Origin of the sequence: Bacillus sp. AFS059628 (genome assembly GCF_002571225.1) — a bacterium.
Classification (GTDB): Bacteria; Bacillota; Bacilli; order Bacillales; family Bacillaceae_G; genus Bacillus_A.
In genome coordinates, this window is record NZ_NVEC01000011.1 from 1 (window position 1) to 25,993 (window position 25,993).

The following is a 25,993-nucleotide window of genomic DNA, read 5'->3' on the forward strand; positions in this document are numbered from 1 at the left end:
TAAAAAACAACAATAGGTTATGTAACCTATTGTTGTTTTTTATTCAGAGTGATGGGAACCCCTAAAGGTTTTCCATCACTCTGACTTTCTTTGAAAGCCCTCCTACTAATCTAAAGTAGTCTAGTTACTATTTTGCTTCAATACAAATACTGAAAGTTCAGGTACACTCCAAAATCTAACAGGCATTCGGGTTGTCCCAATACCACGATTTACGTATAAATGTAACAGCTTATTCTTCCCTTCTAATTCATACATACCCTCCACATGACTTTCAGCTAGTTTTGTCGTAATTAATGGACCTATAAAAGGAATTTGAACTTGTCCTCCATGACTATGTCCTGACATTTGAAAATCAACTGGGTAACGAGCTACTTTGTCTACAACATCCGGCTCATGTACTAAGAGCATATTGAAATCTTGTTGCCTTACTTGTTTTAAAGTCGTGTCTATTTGCGGCTTCCCTAATAAAAAATCATCCAAACCTGATATTGTAATATATTTGCCATTTTCCGCTTTAATTTTCTGCACTTCATTTACTAACACAGAGAAACCAGCTTCCTCCATATACTTTTTATAAAATAAACTACCTCCCCCGCCCCTATCATGATTCCCAAACACTGCATATTTCCCTAATGGCGCATGTATTTTCTGTAAAATACCTTTTGCCTCTTCTCTTTCGGCTTTATACGATCCAAACTTATCTATTAAATCCCCTGTAAAAACTACTATATCTGGATGTAACGCATTCATCTTCTCTACCAAATTTTCTAGTTGTTTCAATGTAAATTTTGGCCCTAAATGCACATCTGAGAATTGTAATATCTTCTTATTATTAAACTCCTTAGGAATTGTAGAAGCTTCTATCTCATTCCACGTAACTGTTACTAACTTTCGCTCTATTTCTGTCGCATAGAAATACAAACTGAGTGAAATCATTACTATACTTATGAAACTAAGTATAAATATCTTGACGCTTGATTTTTTTTGTTCTTTTTTTACATGATGCGTATTCATGTTCTCACCTCTAGAAGTACTTTAAAGCCTTATTGTTACATTAGTGTGACAACATAAACAATGTTGTTATATCCAATTTCACCCTACTCACTTTGACAAATTTATACAGAAGTCATAACATGTTTTTATAATACATAGATTCTTAGAAATGTTCCTTCTATTTATTCTATCATTTTATTAAGGAGAGGTTATTCATGTCTGTATTTATACCAGAAGAAATTACGGAACTTGCTGCGAATTCCGGAAGAAAAAAGGCTTATTTATCATTACTCCCTATGTTAATTCTCGGCTTTTTTGGTGGTGCTTTCATAGCATTAGGGTATTTACTCGATATTCATGTTATTGGAACAATGCCAAAGTCTTGGGGATCATTTACTAGCTTTCTAGGTGCCGCTGTATTCCCTATCGGTCTTATACTCGTTATTCTTGCAGGCGGTGAACTAGTAACTGGTAACATGATGACAGTTTCTATGGCTTGGATCCAAAAGAAAATTAATCTATTTCATTTCATACGAAATTTAATTATTGTTACGTTTAGCAACTTCATAGGTGCTGTATTCGTGGCTTATTTTTTCGGTCATATCGTCGGATTAACAGAGGGCGCTTTTTTAGCGAAAACAGTTTCTATTGCGCAAGCTAAACTTCAAGATACACCACTACAAGCCTTTATTTCTGCAATCGGATGTAATTGGCTCGTTTGTTTAGCTGTTTGGCTTAGTATGGGAAGTAAAGAATTTATCGGAAAGATTATCGGTATTTGGTTCCCAGTTATGACTTTTGTTGCGATTGGATTTCAACACGTTGTAGCTAATATGTTTGTCATTCCAGCTGCAATTTTTGCTGGTCATTTAACTTGGATCGAATATTTTCCAAACTTCATTTTTGTTTTCTTCGGAAACTTAGTAGGAGGTATGTTATTTGTAGCATTACCTTATTTCATATCTTATAATAAAAAACTGCCTTCCAATAAAGAGCAAACCGAATTAAAGAAAAAATCTGTATCCGCTTAACAGTGGCTCTAAAAAGTATTACAAATTTCATTTTTTTTACGAATATATGTACGTACACTTGTTCTCGAATGCTTTATACGTTATAATAACAACTTAAATAGCATTATTTACATATGAGGTGAAAAACATGAACAAAACAGAATTAATTAAAAACGTAGCACAAAATGCTGAGATTTCTCAAAAAGAAGCTACTGTAGTTGTACAAACTGTAGTAGAATCAATCACTAACACTTTAGCTGCTGGTGAAAAAGTACAACTTATCGGATTCGGTACATTCGAAGTTCGCGAAAGAGCTGCTCGTACAGGCCGTAACCCACAAACTGGTGAAGAAATGCAAATCGCAGCTTCTAAAGTACCTGCTTTCAAAGCTGGTAAAGAACTAAAAGAAGCTGTAAAATAATGAAAAATAGCCTTCTCGTTTAAGAGAGGGCTATTTTTTTCATTACATAATTAATAAAAATCTGACCGTTATGCTGTTTCTTTTGTTCCTTTATGCAAATAAAACCTTTCCTTTCAAAGAAAGATTTTGCTGTAATACTCGCTTCTGTATATATTTCCCTATGCCCCAAGTTCACTGCTTCTTTTTCTAACTTCTGTAGTATGTATGAAGCTATCCTTTTCCCTTGATACTCTTTATGTGTAAATAAACGATCTACGTAATGATCATTATTATAATCGCCAAATCCCACTATCACACCGTTATGATCCGCTACATAACTAATATTCTTTTCTAAAGAATGTAACCAACTTTCTCTATCTAGTCGCTCTGGTGCCCATGCCTGTAGCTGTAATACGTTATAATCTTTTGCATTAATTGTATGAACTGTTTCATAGAACAACTGTAATACTTGTTCTAAATCCTCTTTATGGAATGTTCTAATGATCGCACCTTTTAACATATATGAACCTCCTTACTACACTATCATTTAACTTGTCTACCATCTAGTATTCAATATTTCTTCTTTATTATATCTTTTTTCTTTCTATATAGACAAAAACAATACTTATTTCAAAGTATTGTTTTTGTCTAAAAGCCTATGCAATTACTCTATAGATTTTTATTTTTTTAATTTCACTCTTTGCAATCGTAATGCATTTAATACGACCGATACAGAACTAAATGCCATAGCCGCCCCTGCAACCCAAGGCGCTAAGAAACCGAACGCTGCAATCGGGATGCCTAAGCCGTTATAAGCTAGTGCCCAGAATAAATTTTGCTTAATATTTCTTATCGTCATCTTACTCATAAAGATTGCATCAGCAATACTATTTAAATCACCACGGATTAACGTAATGTCTGCCGCTTCCATCGCTACATCCGTACCTGTTCCAATTGCCATACCGATATCCGCCGTAGCAAGAGCAGGAGCATCATTTATTCCATCTCCAACCATTGCTACTTTCTTACCTTGTGCTTGGAGTTTTTTCACTTCTTCTGCTTTTCCTTCTGGTAATACTTCTGCAATTACGTGATCAATACCAACTTGCCCCGCAATTGCCTGAGCAGTTTGTGTATTATCTCCTGTAATCATAACAACGTCTAGACCCATTTTCTTAAGTCTTGCGATAGCTGCTTTTGAAGTATCTTTTACAGTATCTGCAACGGCCACTATACCAGCATATTCTTTATTGATCGCAATAAGCATCGCTGTTTTTCCTTCTCGTTCTAGCGCTTCCATCGATTTAGAAACTTCTTCAATATTAATATCGAATTTCTTCATTAATCGACGTGTACCAATTAATAATTGTTTCCCTTCTACAACGGATTCGATACCGAATCCCGGAATCGCTTCAAACGTTTCTGAGCTTGGGATATCAATTTTCTTTTCTTTAATTCCTTCTACAATTGCTTCTGCAAGTGGGTGTTCAGAATTTTTTTCTGCCGCACCTACTAAACGTAGTATCTCTGCTTCATGGAATCCATCTGCTACCATTACATCTGTTAACACCGGTTTCCCATTTGTCACAGTACCTGTTTTATCTAGAATAACTGTATCTAATCGATGCGTTGCTTCTAAATGCTCTCCACCTTTAAATAAAATGCCATACTCAGCCGACCTTCCTGATCCCGCCATAATAGACGTAGGTGTTGCAAGACCTAATGCACACGGACAAGCAATAACAAGTACGGCTATCATTTTCTCAAGTGCTCCGCCAAAATCACCTGGTGTAACAAATATCATCCACACTGCAAATGTGATAATAGCAATCACAACTACAACAGGTACGAAAATACCTGAAATTTGATCTGCTACCCTTTGAATAGGAGCTTTTGAACCTTGAGCCTCTTCTACTACTTTAATAATTTGAGCTAATGCAGTATCTCTTCCTACCTTAGTTGCTTTCACTTTCAAAAATCCATTTTTATTCATTGTAGAACCGATTACTACATCCCCAATTGTTTTATCAACTGGAATGCTTTCACCTGTTAACATCGATTCATCTATTGCTGACTTTCCTTCTACAATTTCCCCATCTACCGGAATTTTTTCACCAGGCTTTACATAAACGATATCACCAGCTACTACTTCTTCAATTAATATTTTCATTTCTGTTCCATCTCGCACAACTGTAGCTGTCTTTGCTTGTAAACCCATCAACTTTTTAATTGCTTCTGATGAACGTCCCTTTGCTTTCGCTTCAAATAATTTACCTAAAATAATTAGTGTAATAAGTACTGCACTCGTTTCAAAATACAAGTCTGTCATATGTTCCGAAGAACCAATCGACCTAATACTTAAATACACACTGTAGAAATATGCCGCAGACGTTCCAAGTGCCACGAGAACATCCATATTGGCGCTTTTATTACGTAACGCTTTATAAGCCCCAACATAAAACTGTCCACCAATGATAAATTGAACTGGCGTTGCAAGAGCTAGCTGCACCCAAGGGTTCATAAGCACATCAGGTAAATAAATAAACGATGTAAATGAGAAATGACTTACCATTGCCCACAATAACGGGAATGATAAAATAAACGAAATGATAAATTTCTTTTTCTGTCGCTCAATTTCCTGTAAGCGATGATCAGTTGATCCATCCTGCTCATCTGATTTCACTTCTAATTTATATCCTAATTTCGTAATCGCACTCTTCATTTCAGTTACATTAATTTCATCAGGATTAAAATCTACTGTAGCCGATTCCAAAGCGAAATTTACTGTCGCTCCGTTCACACCTTCTAACTTATTTAAACGCTTTTCTACTCTATTCGCACATGCTGCGCATGTCATCCCTGAAACAGTAAACTCAGCCTTATCACTTACAATTCCATATCCTAACGATTCAACTTTTTCCTTAAATTGTTGCGGATTTGTTTTTTGAGGATCATACATTATTTTTGTTTTTTCAAGTGCAAAATTTACATTTGCATCATGAACACCTTCTACTTTTTTCAAGCCTTTTTCAATTCTATTCGCACATGCGGCACATGTCATTCCTGATATTTGAAGATTGACCTCTTTCTGTTCATTCATGTCTCTCACCTCTATATACCCTTATGAGGTATAATTATTAGCAAAATAAATCGTACTTCCTATAAAGTACGATTTATTTCCATATTTAAAAATAATTATTGAACATCGTATCCTTGATCTTCAATTACAGCAACGATATCTTTTAACGTTACAACTGATGAGTCGATAGTAACTTCAACAGTTCCTTCTGCTAATTGAACTTTCACTTGTTCAACACCGCTTAGCTCTTTCACACTGCTTTCGATAGCATTTACACAATGTCCACAAGACATACCTTCAACTTTTAATGTTAACTGTTCCATTTAAAATCCTCCTCTTGTTTCTTCATTGTTTCTTAATCACAATTACATCTTACCATACCCCCCTAAGGTAATCAATGGTTTTGTATCATGATTTTTCAATTATTTTCTAAAAGTTTATTTTACATACACTTTTTCACATCAATACCCCGAAACCTTATATGAAAGTAAACAAAAAAACAAGCCAGTTACATACTAGCTTGTTTTACGCTTTTGAAAAACGTTCAAATACAGTCATTAATTCTTCAATCGCTTCGTCACCATTGCCATCTTTAATAGCGCCTGAAACACAATGACTTGTATGGTTTTTTAATACACCCATTCCTACTTTTTTCATCGCTGCATTAATCGCTGAAATTTGCACTAAAATATCCACACAATAGCGATCATTTTCAATCATATTTTGAATACCGCGGACCTGTCCTTCAATTCTCTTTAATCTATTTATAATTTGTTCTTTTTCTTTTTCTGATCTATGTGTTACCGCTTCATGCTCTTTATGACCCATATTATCACCTTCTTAAAGTTTCTCTTCATCCAATAAAACAATTGCTTTTACGAGTATACCAATTATAGCATTAATTATCTATGTATGATACCCCATATGAGTATATTTCCGCTCTAAGCTTATTCTTAACAATTTATTAGCTTCTCAGTCTCAATTTTCATGATACCCTTTCCTTTTTCAAAAAAACATTACATTCTCCATCAGAACTTAATAAAGTAAAATGTTTAATCACTTTTGTGCTATGTTCTTCAACTAAAGCCTCCATTAATGTACATTCCCTAACAATTTCTCGTTGCAAATATAAAAGGGCTACCTTAGTAGCCCTTAATAAAATAATTAATTTTCATCAGTTATAAAATACGTAGTTGTAAAGAGTACAATTCCTTAGTTTTCAAAATTATTCTTTTACAGGAATAACTGCACCGTTATATTCCTTATTAATAAAATCTTCAATTTCTTTCGAATGCAATACTTCTACAAGTGCTTTAATTTCTTTCTTATCTTTGTCACCTTTACGAACTGCAACTACGTTTACATATGGAGAATCCTTACCTTCAAGCGCAATTGCATCTTTTCTTGGATTTAACTTTGCATCAATTGCATAGTTAGCATTAATTAAAATAGCATCACCTTCTTTATTTTTATACATTTGTGTTAATAAACCAGGCTCGATGTCTGTTTTGAATTTCAAATTTTTCGGATTATCTGCAATATCTTTTACGGTTGCTTTTACAGGATCTATACCATCTTTAATTTTTAAAATACCTTCTTTTTGTAAAATTGCTAAACCACGTCCATGATCAGTAATTGCATTACTCATAATAATTGTTGCACCATCTGGAAGCTCTTTTAGATTTTTATATTTTTGAGAATATAAACCGATTGGTTCAATATGTATTTTTCCAGCTACTTCAAAATCATATTTTTTGTCTTTCATTTCTTTCTCTAAGTACGGGATACCTTGGAAATAGTTTGCATCTAATTCTTTATTCGCCAATGATTTATTTGGTAATACGTAGTCTTGGAATTTTTTAATTTCTAGTTCTACACCTTTTTTCTCAAGTAATGGTTTTGCTTTTTCCAAAATAACTGCATGAGGTACATTAGAAGCACCAACAACAAGCTTATCTTCACTTTTTCCTCCACAAGCAGCTAAACCAAAAATTGTCGTTGTAATAAGTCCTGATAGTAATAGTTTTTTCATGTTGTAAACACCCTTCTTCTTTTATGTATTTATTTATTAATTCACGCTGTAACAAATCAATAATCCATTTTATTAGAACAACACTAGGACATGCACAAATTGGTTCATTGATTTTCACATCGTTATTCCTCCTGCACACGGACTGTATAAATCTCTCTATTTTCCCTCAGAATAGTCTTTACTCACAGTCGAGAACAATAAAAAAACCTTTCTGCCCTTAGAATGAGCAGAAAGGTTTGTATGCATATATCGATACTATCCCTTTCTCTCATCTCTCAAAGCATTTGCTTTGCAGGAATTAGCACCATTTCAATGTAAAAATTGATGGTTGCTGGGTTTCACAGGGCACAGTCCCTCCACCTCTCTGGATAAGAGAAATCAGATTTAATTTTCATCTGATTCAAAATCTATTAAATTATCTATATTTTATGAATTGAATTTTATCAACATAAACTCGTTATGTCAATAATTGTTTATGAAAAAAACTTCAATCACAAATATAAAAGTCTCAATTCACACGTATAAATTGAGACCTCTTTCTTCCTATATATAATTATTGCTGATCACATACTTTTGTATCATTCACTACTGAAGTGCCTTCAACGGTTACCGTATGAAAACAGTCATTTACACGAACTGTCACAACATTATCTTGCCGATCAATAACGTGATATTCATTAAAATTTTTATTTAGAGCACTGCGAATTTGTTCTCCCTCATAGATTGGAATGCCATGTGATAAAACCCAAATAAGCCCAGCGATAGCAAGAATAGTTTTCATACGATCTACCTCCTTGAGAATATAGTGAACTTTTAATCCGTTCTTTTTAGCTTCACTAATCATAAATGGAATGAACTAAGCCTTTTTGAAAATAAGTTCATTTCGTCTATTTTATGTTTATGCTAATTGTGACCGAATTGTGACAACTTTTTGTCTCTTTAGACGAAAAGTTGAAACAAAACTTTCAAAAAGGACAATTCTACTTGAACAAACGAAAGGCTATGGAGAATTTCCCCATAGCCTTTCGTTTGCATTTTATTAGACAATCATTCCAAATTATACGTGACTAATAAATCTTAACCCTTTACTTAAAGAAGTCGGCACAACAGACGCGTGATTCTCCCCTTCAGCTTCATAAAACGTAAATCTAAACTGATCATGTTTCACTTGGAAAAGGCGCTCTGATAATTCGTTTGCCCCTACAACCATATGCTCTCGTTCTAATGATCCAACGGTAAGGAACACTCCCGTTTCAAACTTGGCACTGTTTAATTCATTTATAAAATTCTCTTCTTTTTCAAGAACAGATTGATTATTCCACCAAATAGACGGACTACTAATAAAATAATTTTGAAAAGCATTTACGTTTGTGAATAGTATATGTAAAGCAAATAAACCACCTAGTGAATGCCCAAATAACGTTTGTTTTCTTATATCAATCTCATAATTCTTTTCAATCTGCGGCTTTAATTCTTCTTTAATAAAAGTAAAGAAATTATGTGCTCCTCCTGTTTTAGGCCACGGTTTACCGTCTGGTTTTAAAGGCGCATCTTTTGAAATTACGCTAGGCGTAAAATCATAGCATCTCTCTTCACCTGAAAATGCCCCTTCAATTGGATAACCAATACCTACTATAATGGCTGGTGAAACACCTGTTTTTTCTGCTCTAACTGATTGTATTTTAACCGCTTCATGGAATGTTTGAAAAAAGGCATTGCCATCTAATACGTATATAACAGGATAGCCTGACTCTGGTGCTGGCTGCCTCGGTTTTGAAATATAAATCTGATATTCCTTACTTTCTATTTTCGAATACATTTTCCACTGTTCCGTATTAGATGTTATAATCTGCTGTTTTTCAATCGTAGTATTCATCTTATATCCCCCCTTTTTAACTCGTTACATATATTTCAACTTTCTCTTCTTGAAGTGCAACGCTATCGTATCCAAAACAAACAGGAGACCCATTATACGGATCAATCATGACACGCGCATCAATATGAAATACTTCTTTTAACACTTCATTTGTAATGATTTCTTCTGGGATGCCAGTTGTAACGATTTCCCCTTCCTTCATTGCAATAATCTCATCTGAAAACCTTGCTGCATGGTTAATATCGTGTAGTACCATTACGACCGTACAGTTATGTTCTTTATTTAACCTCTCGACAATTTGTAATACATCTAATTGATGAGACATATCAAGATATGTTGTTGGTTCATCTAGTAGTAACACTTCTGTCTCTTGTGCTAAAGCCATCGCTAACCATACCTTTTGCCTTTGACCACCAGATAGATTTGCTATTTGTCTCGTTCTAAATTCAGATGTTTTCGTTATATCTAAGGCCCAATCAATCATCTCTTTATCTTTTGAAGTTAACTTATTTACGTTATTTCGATGGGGATAGCGTCCATAAGAAATTAATTCTTCTACTTTCAGCTCTCCTGGCGCAATTGGGGTTTGCGGAAGTAAAGCTAGCTGCTTCGCAATTTCTTTCGTTGGAATTGTATTTAAATCCTGTCCTTGTAAATAGACTTTACCGCTCTTTTGTTTTAAAATTCTTCCCATTGTTTTTAACAATGTCGATTTACCGCACCCGTTTGGTCCTATAATTGTCGTTACTTTTCCTTCTTGTATTTCCACATTTAAATCGCGAAACACTGTAAGTTTTTCATAACTCGTTTCTAAATTTTTTGCACTTAAAATACTCACTTTTATTCCTCCTCTTACGCTTTCGCCTTATAAAGTAAATATAAGAAATACGGTACACCGACAATAGAAATAACGATTCCAACTGGTAACTCTACAGGTATGAAAACTGTTTTTGCAATAAAGTCTGAAGCAATTACAAGGAACATTCCGATTACCCCGCACGTAGGAATAATATGCTTATGCTGAATACCGACAAGTCTTTTCGCTATATGCGGTGCCATTAGTCCAATGAAACCGATACTTCCTGAAACTGCAACACAAGCGCTCACAAGTCCGATACTACTTAATAGTAAAATAGATTTCTCTCTTTCTACTGAAACTCCTAAACTTGTAATACTCGTTTCTTCCAATTGAAATAAATCTAATAAATAAGCCTTCTTTTGTATAAGCGGAATTAATATGATAAGCCACGGCAACATTGCAATAATATACTTCCAGTTTGCATTATATATACTTCCCGACACCCAAACTGCAGCCATCTCGAAATCAGTTGACTTCATTTTGAGTGATAGGTACATAGAAAATGCTCCAAATCCTGATCCAATTGCAATCCCTGTTAATAAAAGACGCTGCGAATCTAACTTACCGTTTTTCCAAGAAAATAGATAAATGATGATAGCTGCACCTAATCCGCCGACTAAACCAAACATTGGCATCATCATAATAGAAACCCAGTCTGTGCTCTTTAATTGTCCTTGAAAGAAAAACATAAAGATGACGATTGCTGTTCCTGCTCCGGCATTTACTCCTAAAATACCTGGGTCTGCCAGTCCGTTTCTCGTAATTCCTTGAATTACAGCACCTGCAACACCTAAGCCTAATCCTACTAATCCAGCGATTACAATGCGCGGAAGACGAAACTCAAAAATAACTAAATCATGGTCTGGTACTGGATCTATTCTAAAGAGTGTTTTACATACATCTGTAATCGTAATATCAAACGTACCATTCGTTAAACTAATATAAATAGCACATAGTATTAAAAATAAAATAATCCCCATCGTCATTCCAAAACGTTGGCTTGAACTTTTAAGCATGTCTCTCTCCTCCTCTTGTACGGATTAAATAAAGGAAGAAAGGAATTCCAATTAAAGATGTTACGACTCCAATTGGCGTTTCAAATGGATAATTTACAAATCTACTTAAAACATCACATAACGCTAAGAAAACCCCACCAATAACGCCTGCACATGGCAATATCCATTTATAATCTACTCCAATTATAAAGCGGGTAATGTGCGGAATAATTAAACCTACAAAACCAACTTTCCCCACTAAAGCAACTGCCGTTCCTGTTAAGAAAATAACTGATAAAATAGCCATCGCTTTAACTAGTTTTGTACGCTGCCCTAAATTAATAGACACTTCTTCTCCTAAAGAAAGAATCGTAATAGATTTTGATACTAACAGTGCTAAAACTATACCAATTATCCCAAACGGTATCGTAATTTTAATAATATTCGGATCCACTTGGTCTAACTTTGCATTAAACCAAAAACTAACATTTTGAGAGATTTGAAAATACGAAGCCATTGCAGCCGATACACTACTTAAAAATGTTCCGATAACTGTTCCGATAATTGCTAACCTAACTGGTGATAAACCATTTTGGAGGAGTGAACCAAAACCAAACACGATACCTGCTCCTAGTGCAGAACCAATCATTGAACATAAAACCATACCAACGGATGACATGCCCGGAAGAACAATCATACAAAGTGTAATAACAAAGGCTGCCCCATCTGTCACACCCATAATAGAAGGGGATGCAAGATAGTTTCTTGTCATCCCCTGCATAAGTGCTCCTGATATGGCTAGAAATGCTCCGACTAAAAGAGCTGCAACTACCCTTGGTAAACGTGAAGTAGTAATAATATTATGATTTACATCACTTGAATCAAAATGAAATAATGCGTTCCACACTGTTTCAGCATCAATACTTTTAGCCCCATACAAAATAGAAAGTATAACTGTAAACAAGATGAGTATGGGTGCTATACATAATATAGTCACTGGTACTGCATTTGTTTTCTGCATATCATTCAACGCACCTTACTTATTGTATTATTTAGATAAATTTTTCACTGCTTCTTTTAAGAATGCTGTTTTACTCCAAGCTGTACCACCTTGTGCCATTGGGTCTACAACGTTTACAAATACTTTCTTTTCTTTCGCAGCATTCATACTTTGCCAAATTGGATTGTTTTCAATTTCTTCTAACACTTTCGGATTTTTATTTTCAGTTGTCTCATATTGTAAGAAAATATAATCCGGGTTAAGTTCAGCAAGTTTTTCAAACGAAATTTTCTCTTGTGCTTTTACAGATTTAAGTTGTTCTGGGGCAGTTAATCCAAGATCCTTATAAATTACAGGATTGAAGTATACTCCTTCTGGATATAGGAATAATTCGTTTGCCCTTAGTCTAATAACAAGAACTTTTTTGTCTTTTAACTTATCTCCTAGTTTTGCTTTTGCTTTTTCAGCATCTGCATTATAATCTTTAATAATTTTTTCTGCTTTATCCTTTTTACCAGTTAATTCTCCCATTAACTTTAAGTTATCTTCCCAATTTGTTGAAACGTGTGATACCGGGAATGTAGGAGCTACTTTCGTAAACTTTTCAGCTGTTTCTGCTGGGAATTTCGTACTTGATGTAATAACATCTGGTTTTAATTGAAGTAATGTTTCGAAATTCGGTTGCATTTTCTCACCAACAGATTTCGCACCCTCTAAGTCTTTCTCAAGATACTTCGGTAATTTACCACCTACAGTAATAGCACCGACTGGCTTAATACCAAGTACTGCTGCATCTTCCATTGACTCTAAACTAGCTGTCGCAATTTTATCTACTTTTGCTGGCACTGTATATTCTTTACCTAAATAAGTAATTTTTCTTTTTTCGTCTTTTTTCGTTTCCGTAGCTTTTGTCTGTTGCTTTTGCTCTCCTGAAGTTTTATCCGCACTATTGCATGCTGCTAGCCCTACACTTAAAACTGTAACCATCCCTAATGTAAATAACTTCTTATTCATATTTATATAACTCCTCTCGAATTTTTAATAAAGTTTAACTATATGAAACTTGTCTTACATATATATTTCATTAGATTAATAATCCTATCCAGAACTCATTCTCGTTCACTTCCCCTAAACTATAATTCTTTTACACCTCATCCATTGATAACCTTTTTCAATGATAATGATTATCGTTACTAAGTATATATTTAATATGCAATTATTTCAAGAAAGATTTGAAAAATTTTAACAAACTGAATAAAAAAAGAAGTACCCGCCTAATGTTAGGGAGATACTTCTTTTTTTAGAAATTTATATGTAATTCAACTGGGCAATGGTCTGATCCCATCACTTCACTATTAATTTTCGCCTCTGTTATTCGGTCTTTCATTCTTTCAGAAACAACAAAATAATCTAAACGCCATCCAATATTTTTTCCTCTCGCTCCCATACGATACGACCACCATGAGTATGCGCCTTCCTGATCAGGATACAGATAACGATACGTATCAATAAATCCTTCTTCTAAAATACGTGTAAATTTCTCTCGTTCCTCATCAGAGAATCCAGGATTTTTACGATTACTTTTTGGATTTTTTAAATCGATTTCTTTATGAGCGACGTTTAAATCACCGCAAAAAACAACAGGTTTTTTTTCATCTAATTGCTTAATATAAGCCCTGAAATCATCTTCCCATTCCATTCTGTAATCTAATCGTTCTAATCCACGTTTTGAATTTGGCGTATATAACGTTATCATATAAAAATCTTCGAACTCTAAAGTAATAACTCGTCCTTCTTGATCATGCTCTTCAATACCTAAACCGCATGTAACAGAAAGTGGTTCTTTTTTCGTGAAAATAGCCGTTCCTGAATAGCCTTTTTTCACAGCATAATTCCAGTATGTATAATATCCTTCTAGCTTTAAATCAATTTGCCCATCTTGTAATTTAATCTCTTGTAAACAAAATATATCAGCATTGGATTCCTCAAGATATTCTAAAAATCCACCTTTTGCGATAACTGCTCGCAAACCATTTACATTCCATGAAATTAACTTCACTTATAGTCCTCCTCTTGATGTTTATTTCCAAATTTCATGCTATCACAAAATAGAAAAACAATCATATTTTCACCTTTGTAATCTTGCTCTTACATTTGTGAATACATACATACGTACTTTATTCAGGTTATACTAATTTCAGAGGTGATGTTCTTTGCAAAATGAAGAAGTTATGTTAACAAATGAGCATTGGCAAGCAATTATTCTTAATGATTCTTCCTATGATAGCAAATTCTTTTATGCTGTGAAATCAACCGGAATCTTTTGCAGGCCGTCATGCAAATCAAGAATACCGAATAGAAACAATGTACGAATTTTTCATCATGCAGAGCAAGCATTAAGCGAAAACTTTCGCCCGTGCAAACGTTGTAAGCCAAACGGAATCACTTTACCTAATGAAGAGTGGGTAGAACAAATTAAAGATTATATCGAGAAACACTTTGATGAGTTATTAACTCTCGACATACTTGCTGAAATGTGCCATGGTAGCCCATTTCATTTACAACGTACTTTCAAAAAAATGACAGGAATAAGCCCAATAGAATATATACAACAATTCCGGATTGTTAAAGCGGCAGAACAGCTATTACAAACAAATCAATCCATTAAAGAAATTAGTACTGCTATCGGAGTAGAAAATCCCGAGTATTTTGCAACTTTATTTAAAAAGAAAACCGGATTTACGCCTACTGAATATCGAAAAAAGAACGAAATGAAAGAGGGATACAATAATGAATTCCTACAAAAATAAATTTATATATTGGATGCTACTTACACATAAGAATTGGCAATTTCATATTGCTGCAACTGAAAATGGACTATGTTTCATTGGATCTCAAGACGAAAGCTTAGAAGAATTAAATGCATGGGCTAGAAAAAAATTGCCACGACATATATTAACCTGTAATCCAGATTATCTACAAACATATACGAAAGAAGTTATCCAGTATTTAGAAAGTAAGCGAGAAACTTTTACATTCCCTATCGATGCTTACGGAACTGACTTTCAATTATCTGTTTGGAATGCGGTACGTGAAATTCCTTATGGGAAGACATATTCTTATTCAGAAATTGCCAAAAGAATACAAAAACCTACTGCTGTACGTGCTGTTGCTACTGCTATTGCCGCTAACCCCATTCTTATTACGATTCCTTGCCACCGTGTTATTGGAAAGAATGGTAAACTAACCGGATTTAGAGGTGGATTAGAAATGAAGAAAGAATTGCTTACAGTAGAAAAGTCGCGGGTAAAATGTATATGACAGCAGAACATACTAGCTCATTAACTTTAACAGTTCCAACAGAATTTAGTTTTCAAGAAAATTTACGCTATCTATCGCGTTCTAACAATGAATGTATGTTCCACATTGAAGATAACAAAATTTATAAAGTTATCCCTGTTCACGATGTAAATCCTTTAGTTGAAATTAGTATGAATACGGATGGACATATTCAAATACGTTTTTTAGAAGAATTATATACATCTGAAGAATCGGTACACAAAGCTGTAGCTAACTATGTGAAAGAGTGGTTTGATTTAACTACTGATTTAACTCCCTTTTATACATTAGCTAAACATGATGTACTCCTTCAAAGACCAATTGAACAGTTTTATGGTCTTCGTACTTTAGGTATTCCAGACTTATTTGAAGCACTTTCCTGGGGAATTATCGGTCAGCAAATTAACCTCACATATGCTTATACACTAAAAAGACGATTAGTCGAACACTTTGGAAATTATGTAGAGTGGAATGATAGAAAACATTGGATATTCCCTTCTCCTGAAACGATTGCCAATTTACATGTAGAGGATCTCATAAACTTAAAAATGACGACTAGAAAGTGCGAATATTTAATCGGTATTGCAAAGCTAATTACAGAAGGAAAACTATCAAAAGAATCTTTACTGCAAATACAAGACGTGAAACAAGCTGAAAAAAGATTAACTGCTATACATGGTATAGGACCGTGGACTGCCAACTATGTTTTAATGCGCTGTTTACGATTTTCTTCCGCTTTTCCAATTGACGATGTTGGCTTACACAATGCAATTAAATATATAACAGGTTCTGAAAGTAAACCGACTAAACAGGAAATAAAAGATTTTGCGGCAAATTGGACCAACTGGGAGTCTTACGCAACTTTTTATTTGTGGCGAGTATTATACTAAAAAACCAAGTAGCGCATTTGCACTACTTGGTTCCTTTTTAAGCTTGTTCTTCGAATCGTCTTGCAATTTCTATAATAACTTGAACAGCTTTTTCCATAACATCTACCGAAACATACTCAAACTTCCCGTGATAGTTTTCACCACCTGTGAAAATATTCGGCGTTGGTAATCCCATATAGGATAATTGTGATCCGTCTGTTCCACCGCGAATCGGATGAATGTTTGGTTCGATATTTAAACTTTTCATTGCCTCATATGCAATATCAACAATTTCTCTCACTGGTTCAATTTTTTCAAGCATGTTATAGTATTGATCATTCATTTCTAAAACAACTGCATCTTGTCCATATTTCTCTTGCATTTGTTTCACAATATTTTCAATGGTATTTTTACGCGCTTCAAAGTTTTCACGATCAAAATCTCGAATAATATAATATGCTTTACTTTGTTCAACATCACCATTTAAAGAAAGTAAATGGTAGAATCCTTCGTATCCTTCAGTATACTCCGGTGCTTCTTCTACTGGTAAATGTCCGTTAAACTCCATCGCAAGTTTAGTTGCGTTACGCATTTTATTTTTCGCTGTTCCAGGATGTGTATTCGTTCCATTAAACGTTAACTTTGCACCTGCAGCATTAAAGTTTTCATACTCTAAACCACCTAATGGACCGCCATCCATCGTATAAGCAAATGATGCACCAAACGCTTCTACATCAAAATGCGCTGGTCCACGGCCAATTTCTTCATCCGGCGTAAATGCAACTCTAATTTTCCCATGTTTAATTTGCGGATTATGTATTAAATAATTCATTGCAACCATAATTTCTGTAAGACCCGCTTTATCATCTGCCCCAAGAAGTGTCGTACCATCAGTTGTAATAATTGTATGCCCTTTATAAGTTGGTAACTCTGGGAACTGTTCTGGTGTTAACACAACATTTAGCTCTTTATTTAACGTAATTGCATTTCCATCAAAGTTTTCATGGATTTGTGGTTTTACGTTTTTCCCTGTAAAATCTGTTGCCGTATCTAAATGTGCTAAAAAGCCGATTACTGGAACATCCTTATCCGTATTAGCAGGAAGTGTTGCCATTACATACCCGTTATCATCCATCGTCACTTCTGTTAACCCAATCTCTTTTAACTCTTCCACTAATAACTTACCAAATTCAATTTGTCCAGGTGTTGTTGGTACTGTATGACTTTCTTCATTTGATTGTGTATCAATTTTTACATATCTCGTAAATCTTTCAATAAGTTCCTGTTTCAAATTTATCCACTCCCTTTTATGTTTCTCTCTCTATTATAATCCTTGAGACGAAATATTTTAATTTTTTTGACTGCTAATATATATTTCATTTTTATTTTTAAAATTTTAAATAACAGATAAAAAGTCGTAATATTTGTACATTAAAACTCTTACATGTAATATACATAATTATACAATATAGGAGGTTTTAAAAATGAGGCTAACTCTCTTTCGCTATTTTCTTTTTTTCTTAGGATTAATTTTCTTTGGCCTTGGAAATGCTCTTGCAGTCAAAGTAAAATTTCTCGGTTTACATCCTTGGGAAGTTTTAAATATGGCTCTCTACCAAAGATTTGGATGGAGCATCGGTACATGGAGTGTCATATGCGGATTATGTCTCGTTCTCATTTCTTTACTAGTAGATCGAAAATATATAAATGTGGGTACATTTTTAAACGTACTACTTATCGGTCCTATTATGGACTTTTTCTTACAATCAAATATGCTTCCAAACGCTAGTAATTATTTATGGATAAACTTCCTCATTTTATTTTCTGGTATTGCCATTACAGGTATTGGGGGAGGGATGTATGTTGCGGCTGGGATTGGTGCTGGACCTCGCGATGGATTCATGCTTACTATTTCCGACAAAACAGGACTATCTATTAGCCATGCTAGAATTATAGTAGAATGTGTTGTACTAGTAATCGGTTTTATGCTAGGAGGTCCTGTTTTCATCGTAACTTTTCTATACACCTTTATTCAAAGTCCAATCTTTCAGCAATCATTTAAGATGTTTCAAACACTTTTACATACTTTACATAGCAAAAAGAAAATTAGTGAACATATTTAAAGTACAGTTTAATACAAATAAATTCACCCTATTTACGATTCTCACCGCAAATAGGGTGTTTCTTTTTCATCTCACAATTTAAGAATATATGCTACTCATTCACAATAAAAGTATATACATCGTTATAAATACAACCATTTACCCTAATAACGTACTTCCCGGGTTTACTAAAACGAATTGTGTATTTATTTAGCTGAATTGCTTCTTTATCTCCAGAAAGAACATCAATGCTTCTGCCACTTAATACATATAATTCATTTAGATTCATCGATACATCAATTGCATTGAAATTCTCCTCTTTCACTTGCTGTGATTCCGCAGCGCTTACACTTGGTTCTAAAAACAGTAGTCCACTTAATCCAATCATTCCCGCTAAAGCTACTCCCGCAAACTTTTTAATCTTCTTCATCACAATGTCCCCCTTATAGATTTTGTGTAAAGGCGATTTTTCCCTTTACACCACAAAGCCTATATGTAATGAAATGAAAAGTAAACGGAGACCGTAAGACAAAATTCTACATCTTTTTCTCCAATTGAATATAAATCCATTGTTTGGAATTTTGTCACATTTAAAATTGTTTCCCTAAACCAAATTCCACATAATTTATTCAAATACTGAATAATTACTTATTGATTTAACATTCTAAAAACAGTTGATAAAAATACATTCTATTCAAATAAGAATATTTTACTATAAAAGTAACTTTCACAAAAAAATCCATACAACCAATTTTATTCCGCTTTCCATAATCTCTCTACATTCATTAATTGCTCATCTTTAAACTCCAACTTATATATGTCTGGCTTCGATGTATGTATTAAAAATTCAAATCCATATTGATTATCAAAGTAATTCATTATTAATGTCATGACAAGCCCATGTGTACCAATTACAATTTTTTGCCCTTGAAAATCCATTAATATTTCTTTTAACACTTTCACTACTCTTCTTTGGCAATCCGCATATGACTCTCCTTCGGTTCGTGCAAAGTCCGGATTAGCGAATATCTTCTTTACAAGTGGATACACTTCCTTATCTGATATAACTTGATCTCCACTGGAAAACATACACTCTTTAAGATTTTCATATATTACTATTTCTTTTTCATAGAAATTGGCTGCTTTTTCTATCGTTAACACAGCCCTCTTATACGGACTTGAAATGAAAGTATCGATTCCCTCTGTTTTTAATATATCAGTTACTCTATGAGCATCTAAACTTCCCTTCTCAGTTAACCCACGTGTTCTTTCATCTCCTTCTAATTTTGGTGATTCACCATGCCTAACCATATAAATATATGTATTCATAATTCCTCCTTGAAAATATTCATTCGTCTTTTATAAACTTTGCTGATTTGTTCGTGTAATCCATTCTCCTACTAAACTCTCGAACAATTCAGGCTGTTCAATTTGCAAATTATGCCCTGCCTTATCTAACACCGCTAATGTCGCTCTTGGGTAACCATCAATAAATTCTATAATATCTTGATAACCTACCGATATATCTTGTCTTCCAGCTAATAAAAGAACCGGTTTCTCATATTTCTTATGATGCAAATTCATAGTAAGAGAATAATTCTGTTGCAATCTTTCAATAAATTCATAATTAGCAATATCTAGTCCCGGCTTAATCTCCTCTTTAAATCTCGTATATGTATATTCATTCGCGACCACTGCTAACTCGCAAAATTCTTCTCTATCAGTTGAAGTAAGCTTATTTAAAAACTCCTTATCTTGTACAATTACCTGTTTATTCGGGCGGGTCCTTTTTTCTTGCTCCGCTACAACAACAGGACATACTAATAGTAATCCATTAACTCTTTCAAACAGCTTTGTGAGTATACCTCGAGCTAAATATCCGCCATAGGACTCCCCTACTAATAAAAAGTTTTTGGCTGGAATAATTTTTTCAATATATGCAAGTAACAGTTCTAACATATGATCTGAACTATTTATCCAATCTGGAGCATTCGATTTCCCCATGCCAGGTAAATCAATATATATTCTTTGGTGACCTTTATATTTTTGAAATACTGATTCCATGCATTTCTTCATTAATCTATGATCAGGTGCACAGCCATGTATAATAATGACTGGTTTTCCTTCGCCAATGGTTTCATAATATATTTCTGCATCCTTAATCCGGCATATCATAAAAAAGCCCCCCTAGTGTTCTCTTCATCTTTACAGACACTCCTCTCAAACCAAAAGGAATATATGTTCTTATTTTATATTTTTTCAGAACATAATTTCAAATTTTATTTTTCAGATTATAAATAAAAGAGCTTTCCATGAGTGTATCCCCTCAAAAGAAAGCCCTCTTACTTATTTCCTCCTACTTGAACTTCAAGCATCATTACACATTATTCCTCTAATTTCATCAACACCATTCTCCAACCATCTGGATCCTCTATCGTTATCCCCTTGTCTTTCCAGTATGGGTTTTCAGGTTCGACCTCGTCATAACCCAATGCATGTAGCCTTTTACTTACCTTTTTCATTTCACCATCCTCACGCATATAAAATACGAGTAAATTATCTTTTGTCGGAGCTGGACATGGGCTCCCATCTATATGTCTTGTAAATTCTAAATGATACTCTTCATCTGGGAGTCCAAACATGACCCCATCATAGCCTTCATGATTGTAGAATTCACCTATACGTTTTAAGCCTAATCCTTTTTCATAGAATTCTATAACCTTTGCAAATTGATCAGTTGGACGCGCTATTCGAAACTTTACCCAGTTCTTCATGCTCTTCCTCCCATACTAAAAATTTTATACATGCTTACATATTATTGTATATACGCAACATCTTTTTGAAATCCCTCATTAGTATGAGAATAAATATATACAAAAGTTTAGTTCATACTTTATAACATTGAATGTATTATCTTCATGCAATTATGCATATTCACTTGCGAACTATTAAAAAATCTATAAAATTCAAAGGATGACTACATATACAATTCCCATTTAACATCTTGATGAAGTACATATTATTAAAAACAATACTTTTTTAATTTCAAGAAGTATTACACTTTTCAGTACTTTCCTTATAAACATGATTTTTATAAGGAAATCTGATACAATTCTTAAATAATATTATTATGTATAGATATTACGAATAAAGTGCATAATTAAAGAAGGTGATTTTATTGAAATTAAATAAAAATTTACAACTATATATATTAATTGGAACATTAATATGCTATTCCATCTATTTTATATGTTTTTATCTGTTCCCTACTCATTTTTCAAATTCGGATGTACGCTTCGCTTCACTTATCGTTGAAGCCATTACATTTGTATCACTCATTTACTCTATATATTCTAAAAAAGTTAGTTCAAATCCGTTTTGGGTATGTATCACAATAGCAATTGGTAGCTTTTTATTAGGGAAAATAGTATACACATATGAGGATAGCTTCTTCGAAATTCCAATACATCGATTTACTATTTCTGATGTGTTTTACATGTTTTTCTTATTTTTCTGTCTTATCGCTTTCTGTTATAAAATTTTAAAAGAATGCGATAAATGGGAAAAAGCGTTCTTTATTTGTGATATATGCATCGTACTTACTTCCATATTCACATTGGAGTGGTATTTATTTAATCAACCAAATTTACATATATTCTCTCTTTCACTAGGAGATGTTTTCCTTTCATTTCTATATCCAATTGCAGATTTATTATTTCTTCTACTAGGTGTTAGTCTTTTTTTCCGTCCAACAATTTTTAATTCCAAACGGAAAATTTACATCTTTATTTTTGTCTTAATAAGTTCCGCAACTTTTAACTATATTTATTTTTACTTAAATAATCATTTATCGACTGAAACGATAACATTATTACGTCTTTTATATAGAATACCTATATTACTTATGGCAATAGCTGGATCTATTTCAGAAGACCATAATAGCCATAAAATTTATTTCATTGTAAACCCTATACTAGGTAAAAAGGCTTTAGTTGTATTTCCCTATCTTGCTGTTGCAATACTAATCGGGTTTACATTAAAAGAACAAACAGCATCTTCAACTCTCATTACAGGAAATTGTATGACTTTTATTTTCGTACTCATTCGTCATTCTATTGTACGTCTGCAAAACAATTCCCTAACAAAACGTTTACAGGCATTTAATGCTCAACTAGAAGAAAAAGTTACTTTACGAACTTCCGATTTAGTTTATAAATCAGAGGCTCTATCTCAAAAACAACAAAAATTCAAATCACTATATGAATATCATCCTGACCCTATTTTTACAATTGATTTAAATGGAATCTTCTTAAATGTAAATAAAGCTGGAAGTATGTTACTGGGAGCACCAACGAATGAATTACTCGGTGAAACTTGTTTTTCGATTATTTTAGAAGAAGATAAACATAAACTAGCATCTGCATTAGAAAAAGTGAAACAACAAGAATCGGCATCCTTACAACTTAGTTCTCAATATAAAGATGGCTTTACTTATTTTTTATACGTTACCATCGTCCCTATTATGATAGACGGACAAATTTCAGGAAGCTATATTATGGTGAAAGATATTACTGCACTAAAAAAACAGCAAGAAGAAATAAAATATTTAGCATTCCATGATACTGTAACGAAAATTGGGAACCGTGCCTTTTTCCATAAGAAATTAAAAAGGGTTATCAAAAATGCGAAAACAACAGATAGTGAGTTCGCATTATTATACTTAGATTTAGATCGCTTTAAAGCAATTAACGATACACTTGGACATTCGTCAGGAGATTACATATTAGAAGAAGTAGCAAAGCGATTCCAATCCTGTCTTCCATCACATACTCATCTGTCAAGAATCGGTGGTGATGAGTTTACTATCTTAATTGAAAATTATACTGACGAAGATTCCTTATTCGAGTTATGTAACCAATTATTTGAAAGCATAGAAAAACCGTTTATCATACATGAGCATACATTAACTTTATCACTTAGTATCGGCATCGCTATTTATCCACATTCCGGAATCGATACCGCTACACTTCTAAAAAACGCTAATGTTGCCATGTATGATGCGAAAGCAAAAGAACTTAACTCCATCTCTATTTATGATGATGTTATCGCTAAGAAAATTGAAAGACGATTACGATTAGAAAAAGACTTACCAAATGCAATACAAAATGAAGAATTGTTCCTTTTGTATCAACCTCAAGTTGATAGTGAATCTAATAAAATTATCGGTGCAGAAGCTCTAATCAGGTGGAATCATCCTGAATTAGGCGTTATTTCTCCATACGAGTTTATTCCGATTGCAGAAGAAACACTACAAATTATTCCAATAGGAAAATGGACATTAGAGCAGGCTTGTGAGCAAATGAAACGTTGGCACACACTGGGCTATTCTCATTTAAAAATTGGTGTAAACTTATCCGCTAAAGAATTTGAACAAGAAGATTTTGTAAAGTCTATTTCTTCTACATTAGCAAATACAGGTTTACCAGCAAGTTCTCTCGATCTTGAGCTAACAGAGCGAATTGCGATGATGGATGAGCGAGAAACATTGATAAAATTGCGTACACTAAAAAGTTTAGGGATTCACATTTCAATCGACGACTTTGGTACAGGCTATTCTTCACTAGCTTACTTACCTTTATATCCAATCGATACGTTAAAAATTCCAAGAGAATTTATTACAATGTCTGAAACATGTGACGATGGAATGGAAATTATTAAAACAATCATCACATTAGCAAATACATTAGGAATGTCTGTCATTGCTGAAGGTGTAGAAACGAAAGAACACGTAAATTTCCTTCAAAAAAACAAATGTCAGTTTATTCAAGGTTACTATTATAGTAAACCTATTCATATTAATGCATTTACTGAGCTATTAAAAAGTGGGATTCACCCATAGTACAAGTTAATCGGGATAAGTAATAATGAATTTGAACAACTATAGTAAAAAGGAAAGAAGATACCTTCTTTCCTTTTGTTTTTTCTATTTAAATTTCTATTACTTCACCACTTCATTTATTATATCTATTAATTGATGAATCCCCTCATCATTTGTTTTCGTATAGCCATTCATGTTTTGAATGTATCTCTCCTTATTTGTATTCAACTTATTTACTGCATGGATAAATGTATTCGTACTTACTCTGTCTTGGAGTATAACTTCCGCATATCCTTGCCGAGAAAAATATTCAGCATTTAAAACTTGATCTCCCCTACTGGAACTGTTAGTTAACGGGATAAGCAACATCGGTTTCTTCAAGAATAGCAATTCAAAGATAGCAGTAGAACCCGCTCTCGAAACTACAACACTCGCCATATTTAGTATATGCGGCAACTCTTCCCCTATATATTCAAATTGTATATAGCCCTCCATGCCAATAGATGAATCAACCTTCCCTTTACCGCACATATGAACAATATTAAAATTTAATAGTAATGTTTCCAAACTTCTCCTTACCATATCATTTATCCATTGAGCACCTTGACTCCCACCCATAATTAACAATACTGGTTTATCTTGCTGAAATTTACAATAGCTTCTTCCCCGCAATACGTTGCCCCTCTCAATTTCTTCTCTTACAATTGGTCCTACATAAACCTTTTTCTCATTACTTACATTTTCTCCTGTCTGAGGAAATGTTGTGCATAGTTTTGTAGTAAATGGTAATGCTATTTTATTTGCTAATCCTAACGTACTGTCCGGTTCACGTATTATTACGGGTACTTTATTCATCCACGCTCCTATTACTACAGGAACGGAAACAAATCCTCCTGCCGAAAAAATAACATCTGGTTTTATCCGTTTCATTAATTTATAACTTTGTATGCAACCTTTTATTATTTTAAAAGGATCTTTAAAGTTCTCCCAATCCCAATATCTCCTAAGCTTCCCCGTTGAAATACTATTGTATTTAACATTTTGAACTAATAGTTTTTCAATTCCATTTTGAGATCCAATATACTCAACTCCCCATCCTTTTTCCATGAATTTAGGAATCAATACCATATTAATCATTACATGTCCGGCTGTACCGCCCCCAGTAAAGAGAATCTTTTTATTCATAATTTATATCCACCTTTATCATTAAAAATCTTGTTTTATACTAATCTATTAAATGTAAGTAAACTTACTATTATTTATATAAACATTTAATTCAAATCCTATATCTTGCAAAAAGTCTTTAATGAGATCATAAAAATCATTTCCATACTCACTACATTCATACTGAGCAAAGACTTGGATTACAAGCCTAGTTCCCGTATTTATTACTAGATTTTTCCTATCATCCTTTTTTCCTTCCACATAAGCCCGACATTTATTTATCGCCTCATAGATACGCAAAACATGCTCTTCTTCATTTTTCCAGTCCAGCATATCAACAATTAAAAGAACTAGCGTATTTTGATTATCTATTGTTTTATAGCCATTCATATATTTC

General features: G+C 33.6%; 27 protein-coding genes and 1 riboswitch. Of the genes, 7 read left to right on the plus strand and 20 right to left on the minus strand.

The annotated features are described in order from the left end of the window. Positions 1 to 120: 120 nt before the first annotated feature. Positions 121 to 1,014: a metallophosphoesterase gene (locus COL05_RS06080; protein ID WP_098667946.1), complete on the minus strand. Its 894-nt coding sequence runs from the start codon at positions 1,012 to 1,014 to the stop codon at positions 121 to 123. 194 nt (positions 1,015 to 1,208) lie between these two features. Between COL05_RS06080 and COL05_RS06085 the strand changes: the two genes are divergently transcribed. Then, complete coding sequence (locus tag COL05_RS06085; RefSeq protein ID WP_098667947.1) at positions 1,209 to 2,024, plus strand: formate/nitrite transporter family protein; 816 nt, start codon at positions 1,209 to 1,211, stop codon at positions 2,022 to 2,024. A 127-nt stretch (positions 2,025 to 2,151) separates the two neighbouring features. Then, complete coding sequence (locus COL05_RS06090) at positions 2,152 to 2,424, plus strand: HU family DNA-binding protein (RefSeq protein ID WP_001043904.1); 273 nt, start codon at positions 2,152 to 2,154, stop codon at positions 2,422 to 2,424. A 19-nt stretch (positions 2,425 to 2,443) separates the two neighbouring features. Here the strand turns inward: COL05_RS06090 and COL05_RS06095 are convergent, their stop codons facing one another. The 12 genes from COL05_RS06095 to COL05_RS06150 form a co-directional block, all read right to left on the minus strand. Continuing rightward, positions 2,444 to 2,923: a GNAT family N-acetyltransferase gene (locus tag COL05_RS06095; protein ID WP_098667948.1), complete on the minus strand. Its 480-nt coding sequence runs from the start codon at positions 2,921 to 2,923 to the stop codon at positions 2,444 to 2,446. A 159-nt stretch (positions 2,924 to 3,082) separates the two neighbouring features. Next, positions 3,083 to 5,503 carry a heavy metal translocating P-type ATPase gene (locus COL05_RS06100; protein ID WP_098667949.1) on the minus strand — a complete coding sequence of 807 codons (2,421 nt, stop codon included), beginning with the start codon at positions 5,501 to 5,503 and terminating at the stop codon, positions 3,083 to 3,085. 95 nt (positions 5,504 to 5,598) lie between these two features. Next, positions 5,599 to 5,805 carry a copper chaperone CopZ gene (gene copZ / locus COL05_RS06105; protein ID WP_098667950.1) on the minus strand — a complete coding sequence of 69 codons (207 nt, stop codon included), beginning with the start codon at positions 5,803 to 5,805 and terminating at the stop codon, positions 5,599 to 5,601. A gap of 202 nt (positions 5,806 to 6,007) precedes the next feature. Beyond that, positions 6,008 to 6,310: a metal-sensing transcriptional repressor gene (locus tag COL05_RS06110; protein ID WP_000509876.1), complete on the minus strand. Its 303-nt coding sequence runs from the start codon at positions 6,308 to 6,310 to the stop codon at positions 6,008 to 6,010. Between the two features lie 397 nt (positions 6,311 to 6,707). Beyond that, entirely contained in the window at positions 6,708 to 7,514 is an 807-nt protein-coding gene (gene metQ / locus COL05_RS06115) for a methionine ABC transporter substrate-binding lipoprotein MetQ (RefSeq protein WP_098667951.1), read from the minus strand. A 265-nt stretch (positions 7,515 to 7,779) separates the two neighbouring features. Further along, positions 7,780 to 7,889, minus strand: a riboswitch (SAM riboswitch). Positions 7,890 to 8,067: 178 nt separating this feature from the next. Further along, on the minus strand, positions 8,068 to 8,295 hold the full coding sequence (locus tag COL05_RS06120; RefSeq protein ID WP_000849106.1) for a hypothetical protein: 228 nt from the start codon (positions 8,293 to 8,295) through the stop codon (positions 8,068 to 8,070). 276 nt (positions 8,296 to 8,571) lie between these two features. After that, a complete protein-coding gene (locus COL05_RS06125; protein ID WP_098667952.1) occupies positions 8,572 to 9,390 on the minus strand; it encodes an alpha/beta hydrolase in 819 nt (272 codons plus the stop codon). A 16-nt stretch (positions 9,391 to 9,406) separates the two neighbouring features. Further along, entirely contained in the window at positions 9,407 to 10,228 is an 822-nt protein-coding gene (locus COL05_RS06130; protein ID WP_098667953.1) for an ABC transporter ATP-binding protein, read from the minus strand. 14 nt (positions 10,229 to 10,242) lie between these two features. Beyond that, a complete protein-coding gene (locus COL05_RS06135) occupies positions 10,243 to 11,265 on the minus strand; it encodes a FecCD family ABC transporter permease (protein ID WP_098667954.1) in 1,023 nt (340 codons plus the stop codon). Next, positions 11,258 to 12,265, minus strand: a complete 1,008-nt coding sequence (locus COL05_RS06140; protein WP_098667955.1) for a FecCD family ABC transporter permease — start codon at positions 12,263 to 12,265, stop codon at positions 11,258 to 11,260. The genes COL05_RS06135 and COL05_RS06140 overlap by 8 nt, the downstream gene beginning before the upstream one ends. A 27-nt stretch (positions 12,266 to 12,292) precedes the next feature. Then, complete coding sequence (locus COL05_RS06145; RefSeq protein ID WP_098667956.1) at positions 12,293 to 13,258, minus strand: iron-hydroxamate ABC transporter substrate-binding protein; 966 nt, start codon at positions 13,256 to 13,258, stop codon at positions 12,293 to 12,295. A 286-nt stretch (positions 13,259 to 13,544) separates the two neighbouring features. Continuing rightward, positions 13,545 to 14,303 (minus strand): exodeoxyribonuclease III, encoded by a 759-nt coding sequence (locus tag COL05_RS06150; protein WP_098667957.1) that lies wholly within the window; start codon positions 14,301 to 14,303, stop codon positions 13,545 to 13,547. A gap of 154 nt (positions 14,304 to 14,457) precedes the next feature. On the opposite strand from COL05_RS06150, the gene COL05_RS06155 reads away from it, so the two are divergent. Genes COL05_RS06155 through COL05_RS06165 form a run of 3 tightly spaced genes read left to right on the plus strand, consistent with a single transcriptional unit; the run spans position 14,458 to position 16,473 of the window. Then, positions 14,458 to 15,054 carry a bifunctional transcriptional activator/DNA repair enzyme AdaA gene (locus COL05_RS06155; RefSeq protein WP_098667958.1) on the plus strand — a complete coding sequence of 199 codons (597 nt, stop codon included), beginning with the start codon at positions 14,458 to 14,460 and terminating at the stop codon, positions 15,052 to 15,054. Next, positions 15,035 to 15,565: a methylated-DNA--[protein]-cysteine S-methyltransferase gene (locus tag COL05_RS06160; protein ID WP_098667959.1), complete on the plus strand. Its 531-nt coding sequence runs from the start codon at positions 15,035 to 15,037 to the stop codon at positions 15,563 to 15,565. Before COL05_RS06155 ends, COL05_RS06160 begins: the two co-directional genes overlap by 20 nt. Next, the gene (locus COL05_RS06165; RefSeq protein ID WP_098667960.1) at positions 15,562 to 16,473 is read left to right on the plus strand and encodes a DNA-3-methyladenine glycosylase family protein; all 912 of its coding nucleotides are present in this window, start codon (positions 15,562 to 15,564) and stop codon (positions 16,471 to 16,473) included. The genes COL05_RS06160 and COL05_RS06165 overlap by 4 nt, the downstream gene beginning before the upstream one ends. 37 nt (positions 16,474 to 16,510) lie before the next feature. Here the strand turns inward: COL05_RS06165 and pepT are convergent, their stop codons facing one another. Beyond that, positions 16,511 to 17,743, minus strand: a complete 1,233-nt coding sequence (gene pepT / locus COL05_RS06170; protein WP_098667961.1) for a peptidase T — start codon at positions 17,741 to 17,743, stop codon at positions 16,511 to 16,513. Positions 17,744 to 17,936: 193 nt separating this feature from the next. Here pepT and COL05_RS06175 point away from each other — a divergent pair, with 193 nt between their 5' ends. Continuing rightward, complete coding sequence (locus COL05_RS06175) at positions 17,937 to 18,575, plus strand: YczE/YyaS/YitT family protein (RefSeq protein WP_098667962.1); 639 nt, start codon at positions 17,937 to 17,939, stop codon at positions 18,573 to 18,575. A 91-nt stretch (positions 18,576 to 18,666) separates the two neighbouring features. On the opposite strand, the gene COL05_RS06180 is transcribed toward COL05_RS06175, so the two are convergent. The 4 genes from COL05_RS06180 to COL05_RS06195 all read right to left on the minus strand — a co-directional run bounded on the left by COL05_RS06180 (position 18,667) and on the right by COL05_RS06195 (position 21,328). Further along, a complete protein-coding gene (locus tag COL05_RS06180; RefSeq protein ID WP_098667963.1) occupies positions 18,667 to 18,984 on the minus strand; it encodes a hypothetical protein in 318 nt (105 codons plus the stop codon). Between the two features lie 323 nt (positions 18,985 to 19,307). Next, complete coding sequence (locus tag COL05_RS06185) at positions 19,308 to 19,883, minus strand: histidine phosphatase family protein (RefSeq protein ID WP_098667964.1); 576 nt, start codon at positions 19,881 to 19,883, stop codon at positions 19,308 to 19,310. A gap of 30 nt (positions 19,884 to 19,913) precedes the next feature. After that, positions 19,914 to 20,729 carry an alpha/beta fold hydrolase gene (locus COL05_RS06190; protein ID WP_098667965.1) on the minus strand — a complete coding sequence of 272 codons (816 nt, stop codon included), beginning with the start codon at positions 20,727 to 20,729 and terminating at the stop codon, positions 19,914 to 19,916. A 209-nt stretch (positions 20,730 to 20,938) separates the two neighbouring features. Beyond that, positions 20,939 to 21,328 (minus strand): VOC family protein, encoded by a 390-nt coding sequence (locus COL05_RS06195; RefSeq protein ID WP_098667966.1) that lies wholly within the window; start codon positions 21,326 to 21,328, stop codon positions 20,939 to 20,941. Positions 21,329 to 21,732: 404 nt separating this feature from the next. On the opposite strand from COL05_RS06195, the gene COL05_RS06200 reads away from it, so the two are divergent. Further along, the gene (locus tag COL05_RS06200; protein ID WP_142337372.1) at positions 21,733 to 24,453 is read left to right on the plus strand and encodes a sensor domain-containing phosphodiesterase; all 2,721 of its coding nucleotides are present in this window, start codon (positions 21,733 to 21,735) and stop codon (positions 24,451 to 24,453) included. A 99-nt stretch (positions 24,454 to 24,552) separates the two neighbouring features. On the opposite strand, the gene COL05_RS06205 is transcribed toward COL05_RS06200, so the two are convergent. Both COL05_RS06205 and COL05_RS06210 read right to left on the minus strand, forming a co-directional pair. Then, entirely contained in the window at positions 24,553 to 25,617 is a 1,065-nt protein-coding gene (locus COL05_RS06205) for an undecaprenyldiphospho-muramoylpentapeptide beta-N-acetylglucosaminyltransferase (protein WP_098667968.1), read from the minus strand. Positions 25,618 to 25,665: 48 nt separating this feature from the next. Beyond that, positions 25,666 to 25,986 carry a DUF6572 domain-containing protein gene (locus COL05_RS06210; protein WP_098667969.1) on the minus strand — a complete coding sequence of 107 codons (321 nt, stop codon included), beginning with the start codon at positions 25,984 to 25,986 and terminating at the stop codon, positions 25,666 to 25,668. Between the last annotated feature and the right edge of the window lie 7 nt (positions 25,987 to 25,993).

Excerpts from the sequence above, each read along its gene's own strand:
- COL05_RS06135 (WP_098667954.1), bottom strand. The coding sequence starts at position 11,265 with ATGCTTAAAAGTTCAAGCCAACGTTTTGGAATGACGATGGGGATTATT.
- COL05_RS06160 (WP_098667959.1), top strand. The coding sequence starts at position 15,035 with ATGAATTCCTACAAAAATAAATTTATATATTGGATGCTACTTACACAT.
- metQ (WP_098667951.1), bottom strand. The coding sequence starts at position 7,514 with ATGAAAAAACTATTACTATCAGGACTTATTACAACGACAATTTTTGGT.
- COL05_RS06080 (WP_098667946.1), bottom strand. The coding sequence starts at position 1,014 with ATGAATACGCATCATGTAAAAAAAGAACAAAAAAAATCAAGCGTCAAG.
- COL05_RS06120 (WP_000849106.1), bottom strand. The coding sequence starts at position 8,295 with ATGAAAACTATTCTTGCTATCGCTGGGCTTATTTGGGTTTTATCACAT.
- copZ (WP_098667950.1), bottom strand. The coding sequence starts at position 5,805 with ATGGAACAGTTAACATTAAAAGTTGAAGGTATGTCTTGTGGACATTGT.
- COL05_RS06110 (WP_000509876.1), bottom strand. The coding sequence starts at position 6,310 with ATGGGTCATAAAGAGCATGAAGCGGTAACACATAGATCAGAAAAAGAA.
- COL05_RS06205 (WP_098667968.1), bottom strand. The coding sequence starts at position 25,617 with ATGAATAAAAAGATTCTCTTTACTGGGGGCGGTACAGCCGGACATGTA.
- COL05_RS06195 (WP_098667966.1), bottom strand. The coding sequence starts at position 21,328 with ATGAAGAACTGGGTAAAGTTTCGAATAGCGCGTCCAACTGATCAATTT.
- COL05_RS06190 (WP_098667965.1), bottom strand. The coding sequence starts at position 20,729 with ATGATATGCCGGATTAAGGATGCAGAAATATATTATGAAACCATTGGC.
- COL05_RS06165 (WP_098667960.1), top strand. The coding sequence starts at position 15,562 with ATGACAGCAGAACATACTAGCTCATTAACTTTAACAGTTCCAACAGAA.
- COL05_RS06210 (WP_098667969.1), bottom strand. The coding sequence starts at position 25,986 with ATGAATGGCTATAAAACAATAGATAATCAAAATACGCTAGTTCTTTTA.
- COL05_RS06145 (WP_098667956.1), bottom strand. The coding sequence starts at position 13,258 with ATGAATAAGAAGTTATTTACATTAGGGATGGTTACAGTTTTAAGTGTA.
- COL05_RS06185 (WP_098667964.1), bottom strand. The coding sequence starts at position 19,883 with ATGAATACATATATTTATATGGTTAGGCATGGTGAATCACCAAAATTA.
- COL05_RS06175 (WP_098667962.1), top strand. The coding sequence starts at position 17,937 with ATGAGGCTAACTCTCTTTCGCTATTTTCTTTTTTTCTTAGGATTAATT.
- COL05_RS06180 (WP_098667963.1), bottom strand. The coding sequence starts at position 18,984 with ATGAAGAAGATTAAAAAGTTTGCGGGAGTAGCTTTAGCGGGAATGATT.
- COL05_RS06140 (WP_098667955.1), bottom strand. The coding sequence starts at position 12,265 with ATGCAGAAAACAAATGCAGTACCAGTGACTATATTATGTATAGCACCC.
- COL05_RS06085 (WP_098667947.1), top strand. The coding sequence starts at position 1,209 with ATGTCTGTATTTATACCAGAAGAAATTACGGAACTTGCTGCGAATTCC.
- COL05_RS06095 (WP_098667948.1), bottom strand. The coding sequence starts at position 2,923 with ATGTTAAAAGGTGCGATCATTAGAACATTCCATAAAGAGGATTTAGAA.
- COL05_RS06100 (WP_098667949.1), bottom strand. The coding sequence starts at position 5,503 with ATGAATGAACAGAAAGAGGTCAATCTTCAAATATCAGGAATGACATGT.
- COL05_RS06125 (WP_098667952.1), bottom strand. The coding sequence starts at position 9,390 with ATGAATACTACGATTGAAAAACAGCAGATTATAACATCTAATACGGAA.
- COL05_RS06090 (WP_001043904.1), top strand. The coding sequence starts at position 2,152 with ATGAACAAAACAGAATTAATTAAAAACGTAGCACAAAATGCTGAGATT.